This is a genomic window from Bacillus sp. S/N-304-OC-R1, assembly GCF_019749375.1.
Lineage (GTDB): Bacteria > Bacillota > Bacilli > Bacillales > Cytobacillaceae > Cytobacillus.
The window spans coordinates 53,513-72,875 of sequence record NZ_JACWFE010000022.1; the positions used below are offsets into that span (position 1 = coordinate 53,513).

Annotated in this window: 17 protein-coding genes; 7 read left to right on the top strand and 10 right to left on the bottom strand. The window is 38.3% G+C overall.

Annotated elements, in window-relative coordinates; genetic code table 11:
* Positions 1–143: 143 nt before the first annotated feature.
* Complete coding sequence (yeiL, locus tag H0173_RS16985; RefSeq protein WP_221847703.1) at positions 144–815, bottom strand: transcriptional regulator YeiL; 672 nt, start codon at positions 813–815, stop codon at positions 144–146.
* Between the two features lie 80 nt (positions 816–895).
* Between yeiL and H0173_RS16990 the strand changes: the two genes are divergently transcribed.
* Positions 896–2,077, top strand: a complete 1,182-nt coding sequence (locus tag H0173_RS16990) for an MFS transporter (RefSeq protein ID WP_221847704.1) — start codon at positions 896–898, stop codon at positions 2,075–2,077.
* Between the two features lie 36 nt (positions 2,078–2,113).
* Here the strand turns inward: H0173_RS16990 and H0173_RS16995 are convergent, their stop codons facing one another.
* From H0173_RS16995 to H0173_RS17020, 6 genes are all read right to left on the bottom strand, one after another.
* Entirely contained in the window at positions 2,114–3,247 is a 1,134-nt protein-coding gene (locus H0173_RS16995; RefSeq protein ID WP_221847705.1) for a DHHW family protein, read from the bottom strand.
* Positions 3,248–3,259: 12 nt separating this feature from the next.
* Positions 3,260–4,633 carry an MBOAT family O-acyltransferase gene (locus H0173_RS17000; RefSeq protein WP_221847706.1) on the bottom strand — a complete coding sequence of 458 codons (1,374 nt, stop codon included), beginning with the start codon at positions 4,631–4,633 and terminating at the stop codon, positions 3,260–3,262.
* A 6-nt stretch (positions 4,634–4,639) separates the two neighbouring features.
* Positions 4,640–5,125 (bottom strand): DUF4358 domain-containing protein, encoded by a 486-nt coding sequence (locus H0173_RS17005; protein WP_221847707.1) that lies wholly within the window; start codon positions 5,123–5,125, stop codon positions 4,640–4,642.
* Between the two features lie 138 nt (positions 5,126–5,263).
* Positions 5,264–6,715 carry a serine hydrolase domain-containing protein gene (locus tag H0173_RS17010; protein WP_221847708.1) on the bottom strand — a complete coding sequence of 484 codons (1,452 nt, stop codon included), beginning with the start codon at positions 6,713–6,715 and terminating at the stop codon, positions 5,264–5,266.
* A 176-nt stretch (positions 6,716–6,891) separates the two neighbouring features.
* Positions 6,892–7,548, bottom strand: coding sequence for a response regulator transcription factor (locus H0173_RS17015; protein WP_221847709.1), 657 nt, complete (start codon positions 7,546–7,548; stop codon positions 6,892–6,894).
* Positions 7,548–8,726 carry a sensor histidine kinase gene (locus H0173_RS17020; protein WP_221847710.1) on the bottom strand — a complete coding sequence of 393 codons (1,179 nt, stop codon included), beginning with the start codon at positions 8,724–8,726 and terminating at the stop codon, positions 7,548–7,550. Before H0173_RS17020 ends, H0173_RS17015 begins: the two co-directional genes overlap by 1 nt.
* 192 nt (positions 8,727–8,918) lie before the next feature.
* Here H0173_RS17020 and H0173_RS17025 point away from each other — a divergent pair, with 192 nt between their 5' ends.
* From H0173_RS17025 to H0173_RS17035, 3 genes are all read left to right on the top strand, one after another.
* Positions 8,919–9,356, top strand: a complete 438-nt coding sequence (locus tag H0173_RS17025; protein WP_221847711.1) for a LytTR family DNA-binding domain-containing protein — start codon at positions 8,919–8,921, stop codon at positions 9,354–9,356.
* A 14-nt stretch (positions 9,357–9,370) separates the two neighbouring features.
* A complete protein-coding gene (locus H0173_RS17030; RefSeq protein ID WP_221847712.1) occupies positions 9,371–9,799 on the top strand; it encodes a DUF3021 family protein in 429 nt (142 codons plus the stop codon).
* A gap of 180 nt (positions 9,800–9,979) precedes the next feature.
* Positions 9,980–11,284: an alpha/beta hydrolase family protein gene (locus H0173_RS17035; RefSeq protein WP_221847713.1), complete on the top strand. Its 1,305-nt coding sequence runs from the start codon at positions 9,980–9,982 to the stop codon at positions 11,282–11,284.
* A gap of 48 nt (positions 11,285–11,332) precedes the next feature.
* Here H0173_RS17035 and H0173_RS17040 read toward each other — a convergent pair whose 3' ends face one another.
* The gene (locus H0173_RS17040) at positions 11,333–13,387 is read right to left on the bottom strand and encodes a sigma-54 interaction domain-containing protein (protein WP_313770666.1); all 2,055 of its coding nucleotides are present in this window, start codon (positions 13,385–13,387) and stop codon (positions 11,333–11,335) included.
* Positions 13,388–13,558: 171 nt separating this feature from the next.
* Between H0173_RS17040 and H0173_RS17045 the strand changes: the two genes are divergently transcribed.
* Both H0173_RS17045 and iadA read left to right on the top strand, forming a co-directional pair.
* A complete protein-coding gene (locus H0173_RS17045; RefSeq protein ID WP_221847715.1) occupies positions 13,559–14,980 on the top strand; it encodes a YfcC family protein in 1,422 nt (473 codons plus the stop codon).
* A 39-nt stretch (positions 14,981–15,019) separates the two neighbouring features.
* Positions 15,020–16,192, top strand: coding sequence for a beta-aspartyl-peptidase (gene iadA / locus H0173_RS17050; RefSeq protein WP_221847716.1), 1,173 nt, complete (start codon positions 15,020–15,022; stop codon positions 16,190–16,192).
* A 44-nt stretch (positions 16,193–16,236) separates the two neighbouring features.
* Here iadA and H0173_RS17055 read toward each other — a convergent pair whose 3' ends face one another.
* On the bottom strand, positions 16,237–17,190 hold the full coding sequence (locus H0173_RS17055) for a Gfo/Idh/MocA family protein (RefSeq protein ID WP_221847717.1): 954 nt from the start codon (positions 17,188–17,190) through the stop codon (positions 16,237–16,239).
* On the bottom strand, positions 17,187–17,753 hold the full coding sequence (locus H0173_RS17060) for a DJ-1/PfpI family protein (protein WP_221847718.1): 567 nt from the start codon (positions 17,751–17,753) through the stop codon (positions 17,187–17,189). Before H0173_RS17060 ends, H0173_RS17055 begins: the two co-directional genes overlap by 4 nt.
* A gap of 123 nt (positions 17,754–17,876) precedes the next feature.
* Between H0173_RS17060 and pdxR the strand changes: the two genes are divergently transcribed.
* On the top strand, positions 17,877–19,322 hold the full coding sequence (pdxR, locus tag H0173_RS17065; protein ID WP_221847719.1) for a MocR-like pyridoxine biosynthesis transcription factor PdxR: 1,446 nt from the start codon (positions 17,877–17,879) through the stop codon (positions 19,320–19,322).
* Positions 19,323–19,363 lie beyond the last annotated feature (41 nt).

Genomic DNA, 19,363 nt, shown 5'->3' on the forward strand with positions numbered 1-19,363 from the left:
TTACAATTCAATTAAACCGAATAATTATTAATGCAATATTAATTTTTTGTAATGATATTTTTTATTATTGAATTAAAAAAGAGCAGAATGCTAATTAAATTCAGCACTCTACTCTTTTACTTATTACAACAGGCAAATATCCACTATTCATTCTTTAATAGCACAGAAAGCTCCATTAATTTATGCGGCTGTTGAATACGATATTGATGTCTCTCCTTCTTCAAGTATCCCTTTTCACAAAATTGTGCAAGCACATGCAATAAGTGACGATAAGAAACACCTAAAAAATCACATACCGTTACATGTTTTTCTTTATAGACCTCTTCATCTGCCGTTTGTAAAATAAAATCCGCAAGCCGATTTTCAAGTGGGAAGGCAAGACTTTGTGAATACTTTTCAGCCATTTTTGTTGCTTTCATACTCAAAAATTTCGTTAGTTCACGGAGAAATGTCGTATCCTCAAGCATTTGTGTTCGGCATGGATGAAACGGAATTGCAAAACAAATGGTCTTCGTAGATGCTTGAATTCCTTTTGTATAGTACACCTCATTTAATAACTCCATTTCCCCAATAAACTCTTTCGCATTGATAAAATTGAGTAAAGACACCTTTCCATTTTGATGCGTTACATAGATTTTGACTTTGCCCTCAATGACGTAAAATAAATAATCGGGTCTCATCCCTTCGCGAATAATCCATTCATCACGCTTATATTCGCGTACTTCTATGTACTCTCCTATCGGAAAGGAAAATAAATGCGAAATGGAGTATTCCTCCAAATAACGCTTCCCCTTCTGTTTTTCATAAATTTCCATTATTCACACCCTAAATATGAGATATCTCATATTATTGTAAGCATCCTCCTGTTATGATGCAATTATTGGAGGGATTGACTATGAATACACAACGCTGGATGAGCACTCGTTTCTTCAGCTTCTATATGACTTGGGGGATATTTCTCCCCTATTGGACCGGGTGGCTAATACATGCAAAGGGAATTACAGTGTCAGAAGCAAGTTTGATTATGAGTTTAGGAATGGCTGCACGAGGACTTTCAACATTATTTGCCTTTCCTTATTTTTCAGGGAAATTTAGCAGCAAATCCTTACTAAATGGCATGTCAGTCGCAGCTCTGCTAGCCATTCTATGTTATATCCCGGCAAACTCCTTTTCAAGCTTGCTGATCATTACGTTACTTTTGCATTTATTTTATCCTACATTGATGCCTGCATTAGATAGTGCAGCTAGTGTTCTCGTACAAAATAAGCAATTACAGCATTACGGTAAGAGCCGCTCATGGGGATCACTTGGATTTGTCGTTGCCGGCATGATCATGACGTTCTTTACAGGGGCATTTGGGGATGATGTGATTTTATGGGTGCTGTTAATTGGTACATTGATATTTGTAGGTCTTGGCTTTATGCATGCACCCGTTGTTTTATCTGGTAAACCACAAGCTAGTCAGACAAAAACTGGCGGCCTTCTTAGCTTATTTAAGATCAAACATTTCGGTTTAGTACTCGTCATTGTGATTTTATTACAAGCAGCACATGCTTCTTATTACAGCTATGGGTATATTTATTTACAAGATATTCACGCACCAAAATTTTTAATTGGAATCATTCTTAACATTGCGGTCATTGCTGAAATCCTTTTCTTTTTCTTTGCGGACCGAGCTTTCCGTAAATACTCTATAGGCTCCCTGCTGACCCTGGCAGCATTGGGATCAACATTACGTTGGATCTTAGTATTTGCCTTTCCTAATGTCATTATGTTCTCTATCGCACAAACATTACATGCATGCTCTTTTGCGATGGCACATTATGCCTTTATGCAATACTTAATTAAAAATATTCCACATGAGCAAATTCCGAAAGCACAAGGAATATACTCAGCCTTGGCACTTAGCTGGAGCACTGCAGTGTTCACTCTTTTCGGCGGGTATTTATATGAAATAGAACCAAGATACGCGTTTATCGGAATGATTATTTGTACGATTCCAGCAATGCTCGTTGCCTTTTTTTACAAGAAATTGGAATGTGGAAAAGAAGTGCAAGTTAAAAATTTCGCTAGCTAGTAAAATAAATAGCTAGTTTCCAAAATGCACTTCCTATTAGTTATTCAGTTTCAACAGAGCATCATTGTCGACAAAGGTGGCAGTGTTAAATAAAAACAGAACGTCCTTAATGCCATTTTCGGACATGTATTTACTAATGCTGCCATTATAATAACGAATATCAATCACGTGAATTTCCGGCACATGATTGGTGAGGAAGGGAATGACACTATGTGCATAGGAGTCTTTAATGACTAGCAGCTTCTGCTGTTGTATGCTTTGCGGCTCAAGACTTGTTGTAAGCTTCATTAAAGCGTGTACACCGCCTAAGAAATAGGAATATTGATCCTTCTTATCAAGAAAGCTTGCATCATACATGCTCGTTTTCATTTCATCATGATCCGCGATATACATCTTTGTATGTACAGGTTTGCGAGGGATATAGGCCTGGATAGCATCGGGGAGTATACCGCTATACTGACTCCTTGTATGGTAGCTTCCTAGAAACGAATGACTTACTGTTTGAATTTGGAAATCATTCTGTTGAAAATATGGCCACCCCTTCTGTTTTGCATAGGAGCTATAAGCTAAATAAGCGCCATATGTTGACCAATGATGATCAGTTCGATAATAAATAGGCTCAGCAGCATGCTTGCTAAGAAAATCAAAGCCATCCATAAAGGTCAGCCCATTCCACATATGATCAGCTACAAATTGATTCACCTTTTTTTGAGAATACGTCGGTGCTAACCAAGGCAATCGTTCGGGATAAATGCCTGTTGAGGTAGGTGCCAGCATGAAGGTCATGCTCACCTCCGGATGATGCATGGCAAATTGATTGATAGACTCTGTGTACTGCTCTATTTGCTTATAATTGGGCTCTGAAAATTTTTCAAATAAATAGCCATCTTTTCCTTTATAAATTCCGTTATTTTCTTGTTGAAGTCTCGATTGTTCCACAGTGGATTTCACCCACAACCATTTGCCTCGAAAAGGAAAATGATCTGTTAGGAAATTTTCCGCATCTTCGGCATATTTCTTCGATAATATGTTATTCCAAGATAGCTCTGGGGCTCCTTGCAAATATCTGTTTTCTAAATCGGAGAATCGCTGAGGGGGCAAGATAAGAAAGATCACAGAGATTAGAAATAGTGTTCCAACAAAACCTAAAACGAATAATCGATCTGTCATGATGTACTCCCCCTAGAAGCGAAAATATAAGAATGGGTTAAAAGTGTCGTCAACCAAGTAAGCAATGGAAAGAAAAAAGAGAAATCCATACCAAACGAGTGAAAAGGATGACTCTGGCGGTTGCTTCTTCCGTATTGAGGCAATTATCAGGACCACGAGCAAAATAGCGTTCGTATAAGCATAGTACACTGTGCTATCATTCCAAATCGGCTGATGATTGAGTCCCGCCATGGCCTGCAAATAATGGACGATCAAGGACGGCTGATCAAAAGCGAACAAAACCCAACCTACTAAAATAAGAAAAATTGCATAGATGTGCCTCACCCAATGCGGTAAGCGCTGTAACAGCTTTAACCCCCACCATTTTTCAATCATCAGAATAACGCCGAAGTACAGCCCCCATAAGACGAAATTCCAGCTTGCTCCATGCCATAATCCTGTAAGCAGCCAAACGATGAGGATATTACGCATTTGGATAGCTAACCCCCGGCGGTTTCCCCCAAGCGGAATATAGACATAATCTCGAAACCAGCTACTGAGCGAAATATGCCATCTTCTCCAGAAATCAGTAATGCTTTCTGCAATATACGGCTTGTTGAAGTTCTCTCTAAACCGGAAGCCGAACATGAGGCCGAGGCCAATGGCCATGTCAGAATAACCGCTAAAGTCAAAATAGATTTGGAAAGCAAAAGCGACAATTCCAATCCAGGCTGTTAACGCAGGTAGCGAATCAAGATTTGAATGGGAAATGGTTTGCCAAAGAATACCGATATTATTGGCAAGAAGAACCTTCTTAGTCAGACCAATAATGAACCGGCGAACACCCTCTGCAAACATTTGGATATTTTCCGAGCGTTCCTTAAGCTGTACGGCAAGCGTGTTATATTGGACAATCGGACCTGCTACCAGTTGAGGAAACAAGGCAACATAAGTTCCGAAGTCAACCCAATTCCGCTGGGCTCTAGCACTTCCTCTATATACGTCAATAATGTAGGACATAGATTGAAACGTATAGAAAGATATTCCGATGGGGAGAGGCAGTTCTGTTGAATGAATATGTGTTCCGAGCAATGCGTTGACATTCTGTATAAGAAAATCCACGTATTTGAAATACGACAGAATCCCTAGGTTAGCGATAATGGATAATGTAACGATGAGCTTGCGCTTCCGGGGAGAAAGCTTCGGTCTATCGAGCAACAGACCGAAACTGTAATCCAGCATAGTGGATATCATCATAAGTACGATGTAAGCTGGTTCTCCCCACGCATAAAAGAGTAGGCTAGTTATAAATAAAATAAAATTTCGAAACCGGCGCGGCAAACAATAGTAAAGCACTAAAACAACCGGCAGAAACCAAAATAAAAAGATTAAGCTGCTAAATACCATGATCGTTTACTTTTGATCAAAGAAGCTATCGTAAACTTTCACAAGCTCGTCTGCTTCCTCTGAAATAACTAATAAAATATAATTTCCTTTCGTGATGAGCTTATAGTTTTTGGCATTCTCATATTGATCTGGCAGATACATTTCGAATTGCTTTTTCACATCTTCCGCTCTTTGTTTCACTGCTGATTCAACTTCAAGAACATCCTTCGCATCTTTCACTTTCAAAATGGCGATTTCATTGGTCTTGACGTTCATCATCGGAAATCTAATTTCATATTCCTCAAGCTTCGCCGGGTCTAAATGATAGAATGTTTTCACTTCATCAGCTTTCAATTCTATTTGAGCAGGCTGCGGCACCTTCTTCACCATCTGCTCCACCATTTCTTTCACAGGCAGCTTCGACTCGATCGCAGCCTCCTTATTGCTGGAACAGGCTGTCACTACAACGCCTAATACGATCGTTAACATAAGAACGATTATTCCTTTTTTCATAGTTATGTACTCTCCCTCTTCTAGTTGAAATTTCAAGTATACTGACGAGAGGTTATTTAATAATGTTACATAAATTTTTACGCAGTAAGGTCAGCGCGATTATTCAAAAAAGGGCTGAAGTACAAAACTCTTAAAATATTAATGATATTTCATTTCGGAATTATAATGGTTTCGCCTGATATTCTGAAGCAGCCATACTATTTTTATGACTCCAATAGTAATAAAAGAAAGTAGAGTAATGAGCAGTACACTAACTAAATCTGCCTGCACAAAGAACAAATATCCCCATGACGGTATTCCAAGCCATTTTGGTGCTGCAATTAATATTGAAACCGGCAAGAATAATTGTAATCCTGTTGAGATGACAAACCATTTTGTAATCGAAACGTGCGTTGCCTTTCTCTTTTTCAACTTAACAATATACAAAATAAAACTTGCTATTATGAGAGCTACAATTACATCAAAAATCATATAGTATTGTTCAAAACCTTGCTCCTCCCTATTCATAGGTTCTTTACCTATTAACAAGGAAATGACACCTTCTGTACTAATATGGGAGTCTCCAGGAGCAAAATTGCCGTTATTCGTATTAGATAAAACTATAACCCCCATTTCTTGCTCTGGAAGTATATACATATCCGTTCTTGCAGCAGAAAATAAATCGCCTGAATGACCGATTATTTTTGTTCCCTGAACCGTTCTCTCCCACCAGCCCATTGCATAGTTGCCAAAATATTGACCATCTAGAACCATTTTCGCTACTTTAGCCGGTGTCTGCAAAGTTTGAATACCTTTATCAGATAGAATCGATTGTCCTTGAAATTCCCCTTTATTCATATACATTAATAAGTATTTCCCCATATCCTCAGCGCTTGATATCATATATCCGCTTGCAAGAAAGTTCGGTAAATCACTTATCATTGTCCTCGTTGGTACTAGCATGCCGAACCATGAGGTGAAGTCTTTCGAAAGTCCATGTTTCCTTGCTTCCTCAACAGATGTGTAGGAATTATTCATTTGTAAAGGTGACAAAATTTCTGTTTGGATATAATCAGCAAGAGATTTACCTGTTACATGCTCAACAACTAAGCCCAAACTAACATAGTTCAAATTAGAGTACTCGAATTCTGTTCCAACTGGGTGAGATAGCCCGACCCTTTTCATCAATCTTACCGTTTCCTCTTGTGACTTGTTTAGTAGCTCAGTCCCCAAGACCAACTCTCCGTCAGATTGGATACCACTTGTTTGATTTAATAGATGCCTAATCGTTATGCCCTTTGATAAATCATTGTCTTTTAGTTGGAACCACGGTATATAGTTTCGCACTGGTGCATCTAGATCAATTTTCCCTTGATCAACTAATTGCATGACTGCTAATGCTGTAAAGGATTTGCTTAAAGACGCAAGTTTCATTGGTGTTTGAACAGACAATTCTGTCCCAATATCCGCCTTCCCAAAAGCCTTTGAGTGAACTATTTTATCTCCTTGAACGATTACATAAGCTAAACCAGCTATAGCTTGCTTATCCATCTGATCTTCTAAATAAGAATCAATGCGCTCAAAATTTATCGTTTTATTCTTCGCTACCACATTTATATTTACTCCGCTGATAAAAAATATAATCATGCATAAACATAATACTTTGAATTGCTTCACATGAATCCTTCCCCTTTACATATCGTCTAGCAAATTATCCGATATATATTGGGTTCAGAGTAGTGACTGCAGTCATAACATAAGGGCATTAAGAATGTTTGTGACTGCAGTCATACCATCCCTTCATCTACTGCTTTTCTAGCTACTTTTAAGCGGTCATGTAAGTCAAGCTTTGCATAGATGTTCGAGATGTAATTCTTAACAGTTCCTTCAGATAAGAATAAATGAGAAGAAATCTCTGCATTATTCATTCCTTCTGCCAAACAGCGCAATACTTCTGTTTCTCTTTCTGTCAAACCGTATCTTTTAGCTGCATTTTCTTCGGTCATTTTCCTTTTGCTTGGTTGATTCATCTGATCAATTAATAAATTGGCTATTTCCTTTGAGATGAATGTCCCGCCATAAGAAATCAGTTTAACCCCGGATATCAAGTCCATTGGATCAATAGCCTTTAGAAGATAACCCTCCGCTCCTGCTTTTAATGCTTCCGTCACAAATTGAATTTCTTGGAACGTTGTTAAGATTATTATTTTAATATGTGGCCACCTGTTTTTAATGATCTTCGTTGCCTCAACTCCATTCAAAACTGGCATACGAACGTCCATTAACAAAGTATCCGGATGTTCTTTCTCACAAAATTGGATAGCCTGTTCACCATTCTCTGCTAAACCAACAACCTGAATGTCTTCATCTAATAGAAAGATATCTTGTAGTCCTTCACGAATGATAGCTTGGTCATCCACGATTAGTAATTTAATCTTATTCATTAGAAATCCCCTTGAATTGGTATTTTGCATGTAACTTCCAAGCCAGAACCGGATGCGGCAGCAATATGTAAATAGCCATTTAACGAATGTAGTCTTTGTTTCATGCCATTTAATCCAAAACCTAATTCGATGTCCTCGCCCCCTTTTCCGTCATCTCGAATTGTTAAAGCTATCGATTCATTTCCATATTCTAATGTGACATATATGTTTTGAGCTTCTCCATGCCTTTTAGCATTCGTCAGACCTTCTTGCAGACAGCGCATCATTGTATGCTGCGCATGATAACTAGGATCCCGCTCTTGTCCATAGCACTTGAAATGAACGATTGTACCTGTATGTACTTCAAAATCATTTGCCAATGATGTCAATCTGCAAAGTAATGATTCTTCCTCTTCAGAGCCTGGCATCATGTGAATCGTTTTCCTAATTTCATCAAGACCTTTTCTAGTCAAATCTCTTAATATCTGCAGCTTATTCAATGCCTTTTCAGTATCTGAAAGCTTCAGATTAGCAATAATGCCATCAATCCCTACAATAACAGAAGTAAAAGTATGGCCAGTTGTATCATGCAGCTCACTAGCCATCCGGTTCCGTTCCTCTAACAGTGTTAAACTTTCAACCTTTTTTGCATACTGTTCCAAAACCGCCTTCTGATCTCTTATTAATAAATATTGCTTCTGATTTTCCCTTAATAGAAAGTAAATTCTATTAAATGCATAACCAACTCCTAATGCAATGATATTGTTTAATATATGTGTAAAAAGCACGATCAACGATTCACTTTGCAAATAAAAGCCGGCAAACGGGATCATCATTAAAAGTCCGGTCACAGCCAGCCATATTAAACTGCGAGAAAAATATAATCCAAGACTAATAAAGGGGATTAATATTAAAGAAGAGTCCGACCCGACAATTAATAATAAATAAACGTAAAGACTTCCTGATAAAAAAAACTCTAATAAGTAGTAAGTTAAGTATGATCGCGCAGCAGGCAACAAAAATATTTGGGGTAAAATATAGGAGAGTGTTAACCATAATAACAAAAATTCAAATGGGATCACTGTTTCGTGAAATACTCCATTAGAAGCAAAAATGATAATCCACAATAACACCCACATTACCCGTATTCCACTAAATACTTTATCAATCCAATTCAAATCTTTCAGTTTATCTTCCATACCTTCCTCCATGTCTTTCATGGTTTCTTTTTATTTATCTTAATCCTATTTCTGGATAATGACTAGGTCCTAATACTCTTATTCATAGAATATAAAATGAATAGCCCCTGGCTAAATATCATAGTTTCAATGCTAAATAATAATCTGATAAAATAAATAAAGGATTATATTTGAATTTTCGTGGGTGATAATATGAAAATTTCAGTAGAAGAAATAAGCAAAGAGCTTGGAGAAGAAATCCTCATTAGGTGTCATGAGGTAGATGAAGAAATATATGAAATCGTCAACAAGCTAAAAACCGAGGACCTCAATATACTCGGATATCAAAATGATAAAGTTCATCGTATTAAACTTAGTGATATCTATTATTTCGAGGCAGTTGACGGTAAGGTTTTTAGTTACTGCAAGGACAGCGTTTTTGAGGTCAAACAAAAGCTTTATGAGCTAGAGAAATTACTCAAGGAAAAAAACTGTTTTCGTGCATCGAAATCAACGATTTTGAACATAGCCAAGATCTCGTCTATTTATCCTTCCTTAAGCGGCCGATTCGAAGCAGTGCTTGATAACGGGGAACGTGCTGTTGTATCCAGACAGTATGTACCTGTACTGAAAAAAATGCTTGGATTGTAAAAGGAGGGATACTTATGAACCTGACTGAATTTGTACAAAAGACTATGAAGAATTTCTTAATCATCTTCGCATCGATCATCATAATCATGACAGTTTTGCGGCAAATGTATTATCCCGATTTGCCCTTTGATTTGAAGTCGATTTATATCATTATGGCATTTGCATTTTTAGGTGCATTGACAGGATTTATTTTGTATTCCCCTCATGATGAAACTAAGAAGAAAATGCGTATTAAAATGGCCATTCATTTTTTTACACTGGAGATTTTATTGATTTCCCTTGGCAGCATTTTCGGTATTGTGAACAATGCATTAGAGGCAAGCATTCTGACACTGCAAATTGCCGTAATTTATTTCCTAGTTCGCCTGCTGTCATGGCAAAAAGATAAAAAGGAAGCCCAAATCATCAACGAAAAATTAAAGGCATTGAAGAAAGATGCGTAAGATGCAGTCAATTAAATCATAAAGCTGAAGGTGTTCGGAACAAATAATTAGGCGGTGCTTACCGCCTTTTTTGCATCTTATTTGCTTATAGCTACAACTTACCGTTTTTCTATATACATCCTTTCTCCTTTTTTTTATGATAATTTCACAAACATAATTCAAAAGAGAAGGTGCATTACATTGGGAACTATACTATTAGTTATCACGTTGATTTTAGAGATTGCTTTTTCTGCCTATTGTCTCGGAACGAAGCAAAACCATAAAAAAATGAAAAATTGGATAAGAATTGCTATATTTATAGCATTTATCCTGCTTACCCTTACATCCGTGGTTGAGTGGAGCTTCCGCTGGATATTGCTGGCTGGGCTGCTTTTCATATTAGCGGTCATAGCGACGGTTTCTCTTATCCGTAACAAAACAAATACAAAAACATTCAAAGCTTCTAAAGTTGTTTGGAAATCTATCATGATGATATTCGTATTCGTGTTTGCACTCACTCCTGCTATTGTATTTCCTCAGCACAAGTCACCAAAAGTGACAGGTGAATATGAAGTTGGAACGGCTGCTTACACTTATACCGATAAAAACCGTATCGAAGAATTTACCGACAACGGTGACAACAGATTTGTAAATGTAGAATTTTGGTATCCTAAAAACGCTCATGAAACATATCCTCTACTCGTGTTCTCTCATGGGGCATCTGGGATTAAGACAAGCAATACCTCTACTTATACAGAGCTTGCAAGCCATGGCTATGTAGTCGTTTCAATCGATCACCCTTATCATTCCTTCTATACCGCTTCAGAGGACGGAAAGACGGCTTTGATGAATGACGAGTATAAAAGTGAAGTCGCCAATGCCAACAAAGACGGTGTGTACACGAACGAAGAAGTGTATGGACTTATTCAAAAATGGATGAAGCTGCGAACAGATGATATGAATTTTGTGATTGATACGATTCTTACAAAAGCCAAAAGTGACAACGACCCTATTTATCAGCTTATCAATACTGAGAAAATTGGTGTATTCGGGCACTCAATGGGCGGCGCTGCAAGTGTTTGGCTAGGCAGACAGCGCAGTGATATCGATGCTGTTGTCAATATTGATGCTCCGTTCTTTAGTGACCTTGTTTATAAGAAAGACATCAATGATTTTGTTGCGAGAGATGAAGATTTCAAGACACCTCTTTTTAACATTTATTCAGACGATGTTTGGGACCAGCTCGATAGCAACTCTACTTATGTAGCGAACAAAGCTGATAATGAACACTTCAAGGATGCTTATACAGTACATTTTAAAGGAGCAAAACATTTAAGCTTAACAGATTTACCGCTTTTCTCTCCTATCCTTGCAAACGTTATTCAAGGCGGAAAAGCAGACATTGAGCAATATTATTGCATTGAAACGGAAAATGAACTTATTCTTCAATTCTTTGACTATGAATTAAAGGGTATTGGCCATTTTGCTCCTGAAAAGACATATTGATTTTAATCTAGTAGTTATTAAGTAAAGCTTCATTCAGTGGGGGCGCCTTCATCCCCCGCTGTTTGTTGCATGTAATCCAAGCTGGTGTAAGTACTCAACCCCGCTTGTCGTAATTTTTGTACCGGATCTTCCCCGACCTTTCGTAATGAGGCCTTTAGATTCAAGGTAATCCAATCGTCTGCGAACTTGCTGTGGCGATAAGAAAGGACCCTCTTCCTCGGTAACCATTGAAATATGCTGTCGACTTGCCGGTTTACCATTATCATTACAATGTTTAATTGTTTCGAGGATTAATTTATATTCATGTATTTCTAATAAATTATTAGGAAGTGAATAGCACGTTACGCTCTCTTGTTTCTTACTTTTTTGAAGGCGATTGTGAGGAATATCTTTCAGTTCAATCTTATTTCCATCACAGATGGTGAGCATATAATCAATCGTGCTTTTTAATTCACGGATATTGCCTAACCATTCATGTTTTTTCAGCTGTTCTAGGAGATTCTCTTCAACCTTAACCCATTTCCCACTTTTCGTGATAAAGTGATTGACCAATAACGGAATATCTGTTATTCGAGCTCGAAGCGGAGGGACAGAAAGTGTAAGAACGTTCAAGCGGTAAAATAAATCTGAACGAAATGAGCCCTCTTCTGATTTTTGTTGAATGTCCTTATTTGTTGCTGCAATTACTCGAACATTTACGGGTATGACTTTACTTCCACCGATTCGCCGTAATTCTTTCTCCTGAAGAACTCGCAATAAATGGGATTGGACAGTAAAGCTAATATCGCCAATTTCATCCAAAAAAATCGTTCCATTATCCGCTAATTCGAATAAGCCCTTTTTTCCTCCTCTTTGCGCACCGGTAAAAGCCCCTTCCTCGTAGCCGAACAATTCACTTTCAAGTAAATTTTCACTTAAGGCGCTACAGTTAATAGCAATAAATGGTCCGTTTTTTCGCATTGAATGAAGATGGATTGAGTGAGCGAATAATTCTTTTCCCGTTCCTGTCTCCCCTTGAATTAATATGGGGTGCTCAGAGAGTGCTAGTTTTTTGGCAATTTGTTTCGTTTCTATGAGGAGCGGGTGTATCCCAATGATGTCATCAAAGTCGTATTTGGCGTAAAAGCCTTTGTTTTTCAATTCTCTTTGAGCCATTTTTCCAACTTCAAAAGCTTGATGAATACTTTTAAACGTTGCCACAATGGTGCTTTCCATTTCCATTTGATGACGGAAAACAACAAGATCCACTCCGTAAATCGTAAAAAATTTACTTTTTTCCTTACCATATAAGATAAAGTCGATAAGCTCTTGTTGAACGAACACTTCCTTCAATTGCTTATTGATGGCTTCATCTACAGGAAGCTGAAACAAGGCTCCTAAGCGCCGGTTAAAAACGGTGACTTGATGTTGTTTATTGATCGCTAAAATGCCGTCATCGACAGTGTTGACAACGTTTTGAATATGCAGCTTTATTTGCTTTGCATTTTGTTCCGCAAATAATAGCTCCCTCTGTAAATCAATGATGTTACGAATATATCTTTCTGAAATCATTGACGAGATTTTTTCACCTAAACAAAAATACTCTACTACTTTTAAAATGGTTGCCATATCAAATAGCCGAACTCCAATATCAATTACATTATTAATAGATGGCGGACAAAGATGAGTTTCACCAGGAGAGATGGCAATATCGATATTTTCATAAAAAATCTGGTCCTTCTTAAATGGGATGAACCGTAAATGATCAATGCCTAGCTGATAAAGCGATTCAATCACTTCAATCGTAGCGGAATCATCATCATTGACAATAAGAACTTCGGAATTTACCGGGATTTTTAACAGCTGGCCGATAAATCGGTGATGGATTGTCCGTTTTCCAACCATTATTTCTTTACCAGTCATCTGACACGCCTCATTCGCTTCTAGTCTTGTCACCTCGGATGAGAATAAAAAGAAATCATCTGACAATTGCGTGGGGAGTCCTTCATCAGAGGAGTAGGCTTCAATTTGGACATAATCTCCTAATAACTGATGCAGCTGTTCATGTAAAACTCGTTTTGTTTGCTTGCTTCCTGTGATTAAGGTGAGTGATTGTTTAATGATAGAGCCCCCCTTTTAGTTGCTTTTGGTTCTATTATCTTACCAAAATAGACCAAAAAAGACCAATAGTGGCTTTGTGATAATTAAATATTCTGAATTTATTAGATTTATAAATTGGCACACTATTTGCATATTAATAAAATGTACAAAAAAATTAAAAAAGGAGATGGTTTAATGAGTCAAGTGAACAAGGAGCTGGAACCTCTTGCCGCACCTAAAAAGAAGCCGTTACAAATCAATGCCTTTGCATTATTATTCGGAGTAGTTGTAATAGCGATGATTTTAACGTGGGTTTTGCCAGCGGGGGAATACACCAGAGTAGAAGTGGATGGCAGAACAACGGTCCTAGCGGATTCATTCACATGGACAGAATCTTCACCAGTTAATCCATTTGATATGATAAAAGCCATTCATAAAGGGATGGTGGAAGCCGGCGGTATTATTTTCTTTGTATTAATCATTGGCGGATTTTTTGGTGTATTTAGTGCAACTGGGACCATTGATGTCTTAATTGCGACAATGGCGCAAAAACTTGCGAAGCGGGAGAAACTGTTAATTCCTATTATGATGCTGTTCTTTGCAGCCGGCGGATCATTAATGGGGATGGCGGAAGAGGGGTTAGCCTATATACCTTTATTAATTCCGCTCGCCATCGCCCTTGGTTTTGATACGATCACAGGGATGGCGATTGTGCTCCTCGGTGCGGCAGCAGGTTTTACAACAGCTGTAATGAATCCATTTACAGTAGGAATTGCGCAGGGGATTGCGGAACTGCCATTATTCTCAGGGATTGGCTTACGCTTAATTTTATTTGTTGTTGTTTATCTTGTTTCTGTAATTTTTGTTTATCGTTATGCAATGAAAGTAAAACGAAATCCTGAATTAGGTTTTTATGGGAACTACGATAAGTCAGCTGCCGACAAGCTGCTGCAATCAAAAGTGAATTTAACAACAAAGCACAAGCTTATTCTTAGTGCATTTCTATTAACCTATGTAGTACTCGCCTATGGAGTTATCAAATACGAGTGGTATTTATCCGAGATTGCGGCATTATTTATTATTTTAACGATTGTGATTGGTATTATTGGCAGACTTTCTATTGATAATCTTGTGAAAAACTTTATGAGCGGTTCAGCTGCTTTAATAACGGGTGCGTTAATTATTGGGGTATCGCGTGCTACGTTAGTTGTCTTAAACCAAGGACATATTGTCGACCCGATGCTTCACGGTGTTTCAGAAGCGATTAAGCATGTACCGGGAACATTCAGTGTTATGGGCATGTATAGTTTCCAAACGGTCATTCACTTTATTTTAGCATCAGGAAGCGGCCATGCAATGTTAACGATGCCAATCATGACACCGCTCGCTGATTTGCTTGATATTACAAGACAGACAGCTGTTCTATCGTTTTCATTTGCTGATGGAATCGGAAATATTATCTTCCCAACTGCCGGGACTTTAATGGCTGGATTAGCCATCGCCGGGATTCCATGGACGAAATGGGCAAAATGGGTTCTGCCATTAGTCATTATTCAATTTATTATTGGCTTAATTGCAGTCGTTGTAGCACATTTTATCAATTATGGTCCGTTTTAAGATGTGTTCATCTAGAGTGTAACGTAGGAGGAGATTATCATGATTACTTTAATTAAAAATGGGGAAGTGTATGCACCTCATTATTTAGGCACGAAAGATCTTTTACTAGTTGATAGTAAAATCGGTTATATAAGAGAGCTGATTGAACAGCCCGACAATTTCGTTCCGATTACGGTTATCGATGCTACGGATAAAATCGTTGTTCCCGGATTTATCGATGCCCACGTTCATATCATTGGGGGAGGCGGCGAGGGCGGCTTCAAAACCCGTACACCGGAGTTGATGTTAACAGATGTAACCACTGCGGGCATTACGACGGTTGTCGGTCTTCTTGGTACAGACGGGACGACAAGAAGAATGGAAAGCCTGCTAGCAAAAGCAAACGGCTTAGAGGAAGAAGGCGTGACATGTTATATTCATTCAGGTTCATACCAGCTTCCAGTAAGAACAATCACGAACAAGATCGAAGAAGATCTCATTTTTATTGACAAAATTATCGGGGTAGGCGAAATTGCCATTGCCGATCATCGGTCTTCTGAACCAACGGTCGATGAAATCGCAAAAATTGCTACCGCTGCCCGAAATGGCGGATTATTATCAGGCAAGGCCGGCCTTGTTGAAATTCATGTCGGGGATGGGAAAGACATGCTTTCTTTACTCGAAGAAGTGGTTGAGAAGACGAATATTCCCATTTCGCATTTTCATCCAACCCATATTAACCGGAATGAAGAACTGTTTGAGGCAGGCATTCAATATGCCAAAAACGGTGGTTACGTTGATCTAACAACGAGTTCCGTCCCGCAGTTTTTTGAAGAAGGGGAAGTGAAATGCAGCAAGGGGCTGAAGCAAATGCTTGATGCCGGTGTGCCACTAGAGAATATTACTTTTTCGTCTGATGGCCAAGGCAGTCTGCCGTCTTTTAACAAAAGGGGAGAATTAGTTGGTCTTCAGGTAGCAGAAGTCTCCTCTTTATTTAAGGAAGTAAGAGATGCTGTCATCCAAGAGGGGATTTCGTTAGAAACGGCACTGCAAGTCATTACATTAAACCCAGCGAATGTGCTTAAGCTTTCAAACAAAGGCCGCATCGAGGAAGGAACAGATGCTGACATCGTTTTACTAGATAAAGAGACTCTCGAAATTAATACGGTCATCGCCAAAGGGAAAGTAATGGTCGAGAATAAAGTGCCGGTTGTAAAAGGGACATTTGAATAGGGATTTTACACAAAAAAGTGAGTGTCATCACTCACTTTTTTATCCTATTTACGAAGTGCTTCAAGTACTTCCTGAACATCATAGCCAACTTGAAAATCGTATAATTCACTAGTTTTTCCATCAATCGCCTTTATAAACTCATTAATTAATTCATTCCAAAAATGGTTATTTTCAATTTTAACCTCTAGGAACTCTTCGCCAGTCTTTCCAGCTTTCAATCTCATTAAGTCAATAAGAGATAATGTACCTTCCGTACCATAGGCTGTAAGATTTAGATGCTGTTCTTCTACACCTGCTGTCCCACTAATGCCATTGAACATGATTGGAACTCCATTTTCTAAGCGCATAGTTGATATGATTCCCGTTTCAGGAAGATGAGGATCTTCGGGAAATTCCAGTTCACTCTTTACATCTTTAATTGGACCGAAAAACCGTTGAATCAGTTGAATAAAATGTCCTGCTACTTCGAATACAAAGCCACCTTGTTCACGGGTGTTAATCCAACTATTTTCTTGCCAATGTCTTGGCCATGTTGGAAACTTCATTTGAAGATCAACTTTACGCAACTGCCCTATATATCCGTCGAGCAACAACTCCTCAAACTTACGTGTATTATGTAAATAATTTAGAGGAAAATTCATTGCATGAACTATATTGTATTCTTTTGCTAAGCGTAACATATTTTCTGCTTCATCCAATGAGTTTGCTAACGGCTTTTCGCATAAAATATGTTTTCCGGCGCGAATGACATCTACTGCAATATCATGATGCCATTTTGGCGGAACGGCAACATACACCATGTCAATATCTGTCTGTTCCAATAATTCCAGATGATTCGTGAATCCTTCAACATGAAAAAGAGAAGCGCATTGATCAACTTTTTCCGAATTAATATCACAAATAGCAACAAGTTCTACCAATGGGTGCTCCGCAAAGACTTTCACTATACCTTTTCCTAAAGCCCCAATTCCAATGATAGCTGCCTTTTTCTTACTCATCCTTGATTCACTAACTCCTTGCTTCGAAAAAAATTAGCCCAGTAATTTAAGTTATTTTCATTTGAAACTTGGGCAAGCCTGCAGACAGTTAATGCAAAGTCAACATAGTCCTCGCCTTTTGCGGTTACAATATGGCCATCAACGACTACACCTTCATCCACAAACTTACCGCCTTCAAATGTATTAAATAATTCCAAATCTGACGTTACCGTTGTAGTAAACTTTCTTTCTTTTAAAATTCCGGATTCCCCCAACAATAGTGGGCCATAGCAAATAGCACCTATTAATATATTTTTCTCGTCCAGCTTTTTTAGCAGCTCTTGCAGTTTCTCATTTCCAAGAATAGAAGGAGAATCGCCCCCCGGAACGATAAACGCATCTACATCGTTGGCATCGACTTCATCAATCGTAACATGAGGTTTCATAATAAAGCCCTCTGCGCTATGAATCTCTTGACCACCCAAAGAAACAGTCACTAGCTTGTCAGAACGGCCTTTCATCCATCCAATTAAATCTGCTTCAAAGTGAGCATATCCATCATAAATCAATACATATAAGTTCATTTCTTTTATCCCCTTTAAAAAATAAATTCTTTCTAAAGTTTAAATAAAGTTTGGATACCAAAAAAGACCCAATTTGTTATAATTTTACTAGCCCAATTTTTTAACAAAGAGAGAGGTTTTTCTATGGATCTATTTTCAACCTTAGATATCGAAAATAGTAAGTATCCATATAAATATCAAACCATCTATCATTTTTTAAAAGGATTGATTCTAGATGGGAAGGTAGAAGTAGGGATGAAGCTTCCTTCGAGCAGGGAAATGGCGAAAAGATATAGTGTTAACCGAAATACGATAAAACAGGTTTATGAAATGCTTTTTGCAGATGGATATGTCTCTTCTATTGAAGGAAGTGGAACATTTGTCGCTTATTCTCCAAAAAAATTGCGTTTAATGGAAAAATCGAATAAGAGTTTCCGCCTTTCAGATTGGGGATTACGGATTCCTACCGATGAAAGAAGGCCCTCAAAAAAAGGGGAAATAAATTTTAGTGGCTCAGGTTTTTCGCCAGATATAAGCCTGTTTCCAGTAGAAGAATGGAAAAATGCACTTTACCAGGCAACGCGAGACGTCGATTTCTTAATGAAGTCTGAGGATTATCATATACAAGGCTTGCTCACACTGCGAGAGGCGATCGCTGCTTATCTATATCGTACGCGCGGAATGTCCTCAAACCCAAGGGATATTGTGATTATTAACGGAGTCATGCAAGGGATCGGGATATTATCCCAATTATTAATAAATCCAGGCGATCAGGTCATTGTTGAAGATCCTTCCTTTCAATCGATTCAAGCGAATTTTATTGCTGCCGGTGCTTCCTTGATTCACGTACCAATTGAGCCAAAAGGAATGATGGTAAGTGATTGGAACAGCCGGATGGTTTATGTGACCCCTAGTCATCAATTTCCAACAGGGCATATCATGAAGTTAGAGGAACGCTTAAAGCTGCTGCAATGGGCCAAAGAAAACAACGCCATTATTATTGAGGATGATTATGATAGTGAGTTTCAAAGAAAAGGCCGGCCTATTGAGCCCTTAAAAGTATTAGATTACGAAGACCGAGTTGTTTATTTAGGAACCTTTGCGAAAAATATTCTTCCTTCATTAAGAATTGGATATGCGATCCTCCCTTCCGATCTTGTTCCTGAATTTTTAAAGGCCCGTAATTTATTCGGAGAGTACACAACCTCGATAATCGAGCAAATGGCGGCTGCCAATTTTATTAAAACAGGAAGGCTTGAACGCCATCTGCGCAAATTGAATCGTTCCTATACTCAAAAATACGAGGTTTTCAAACATTCATTAGCACACTACCAGTTTGATGCGTTTGATTGGATAGACACCCACGCCGGACTGCACTTATTCGGCAGCTGGAAGCATTCGCAAACTGAATATCAGCAATTTGAAATGGAATGTGCAAACGAGGGAGTAACTTGGGAACGTGCTGATTACTATTACAATCTGCCTCCCTCTCAATCAAAAGTAATCTTCGGATTCTCTCATCTAAGCGAGGATGACATCCAAATGGGAATTCGAACGATGAGCGAAGTTTTTGGGAAAATACGTAAATAGTTGAACTTAAAGTTAGGATTCATTTCATGCTATACTGAGAC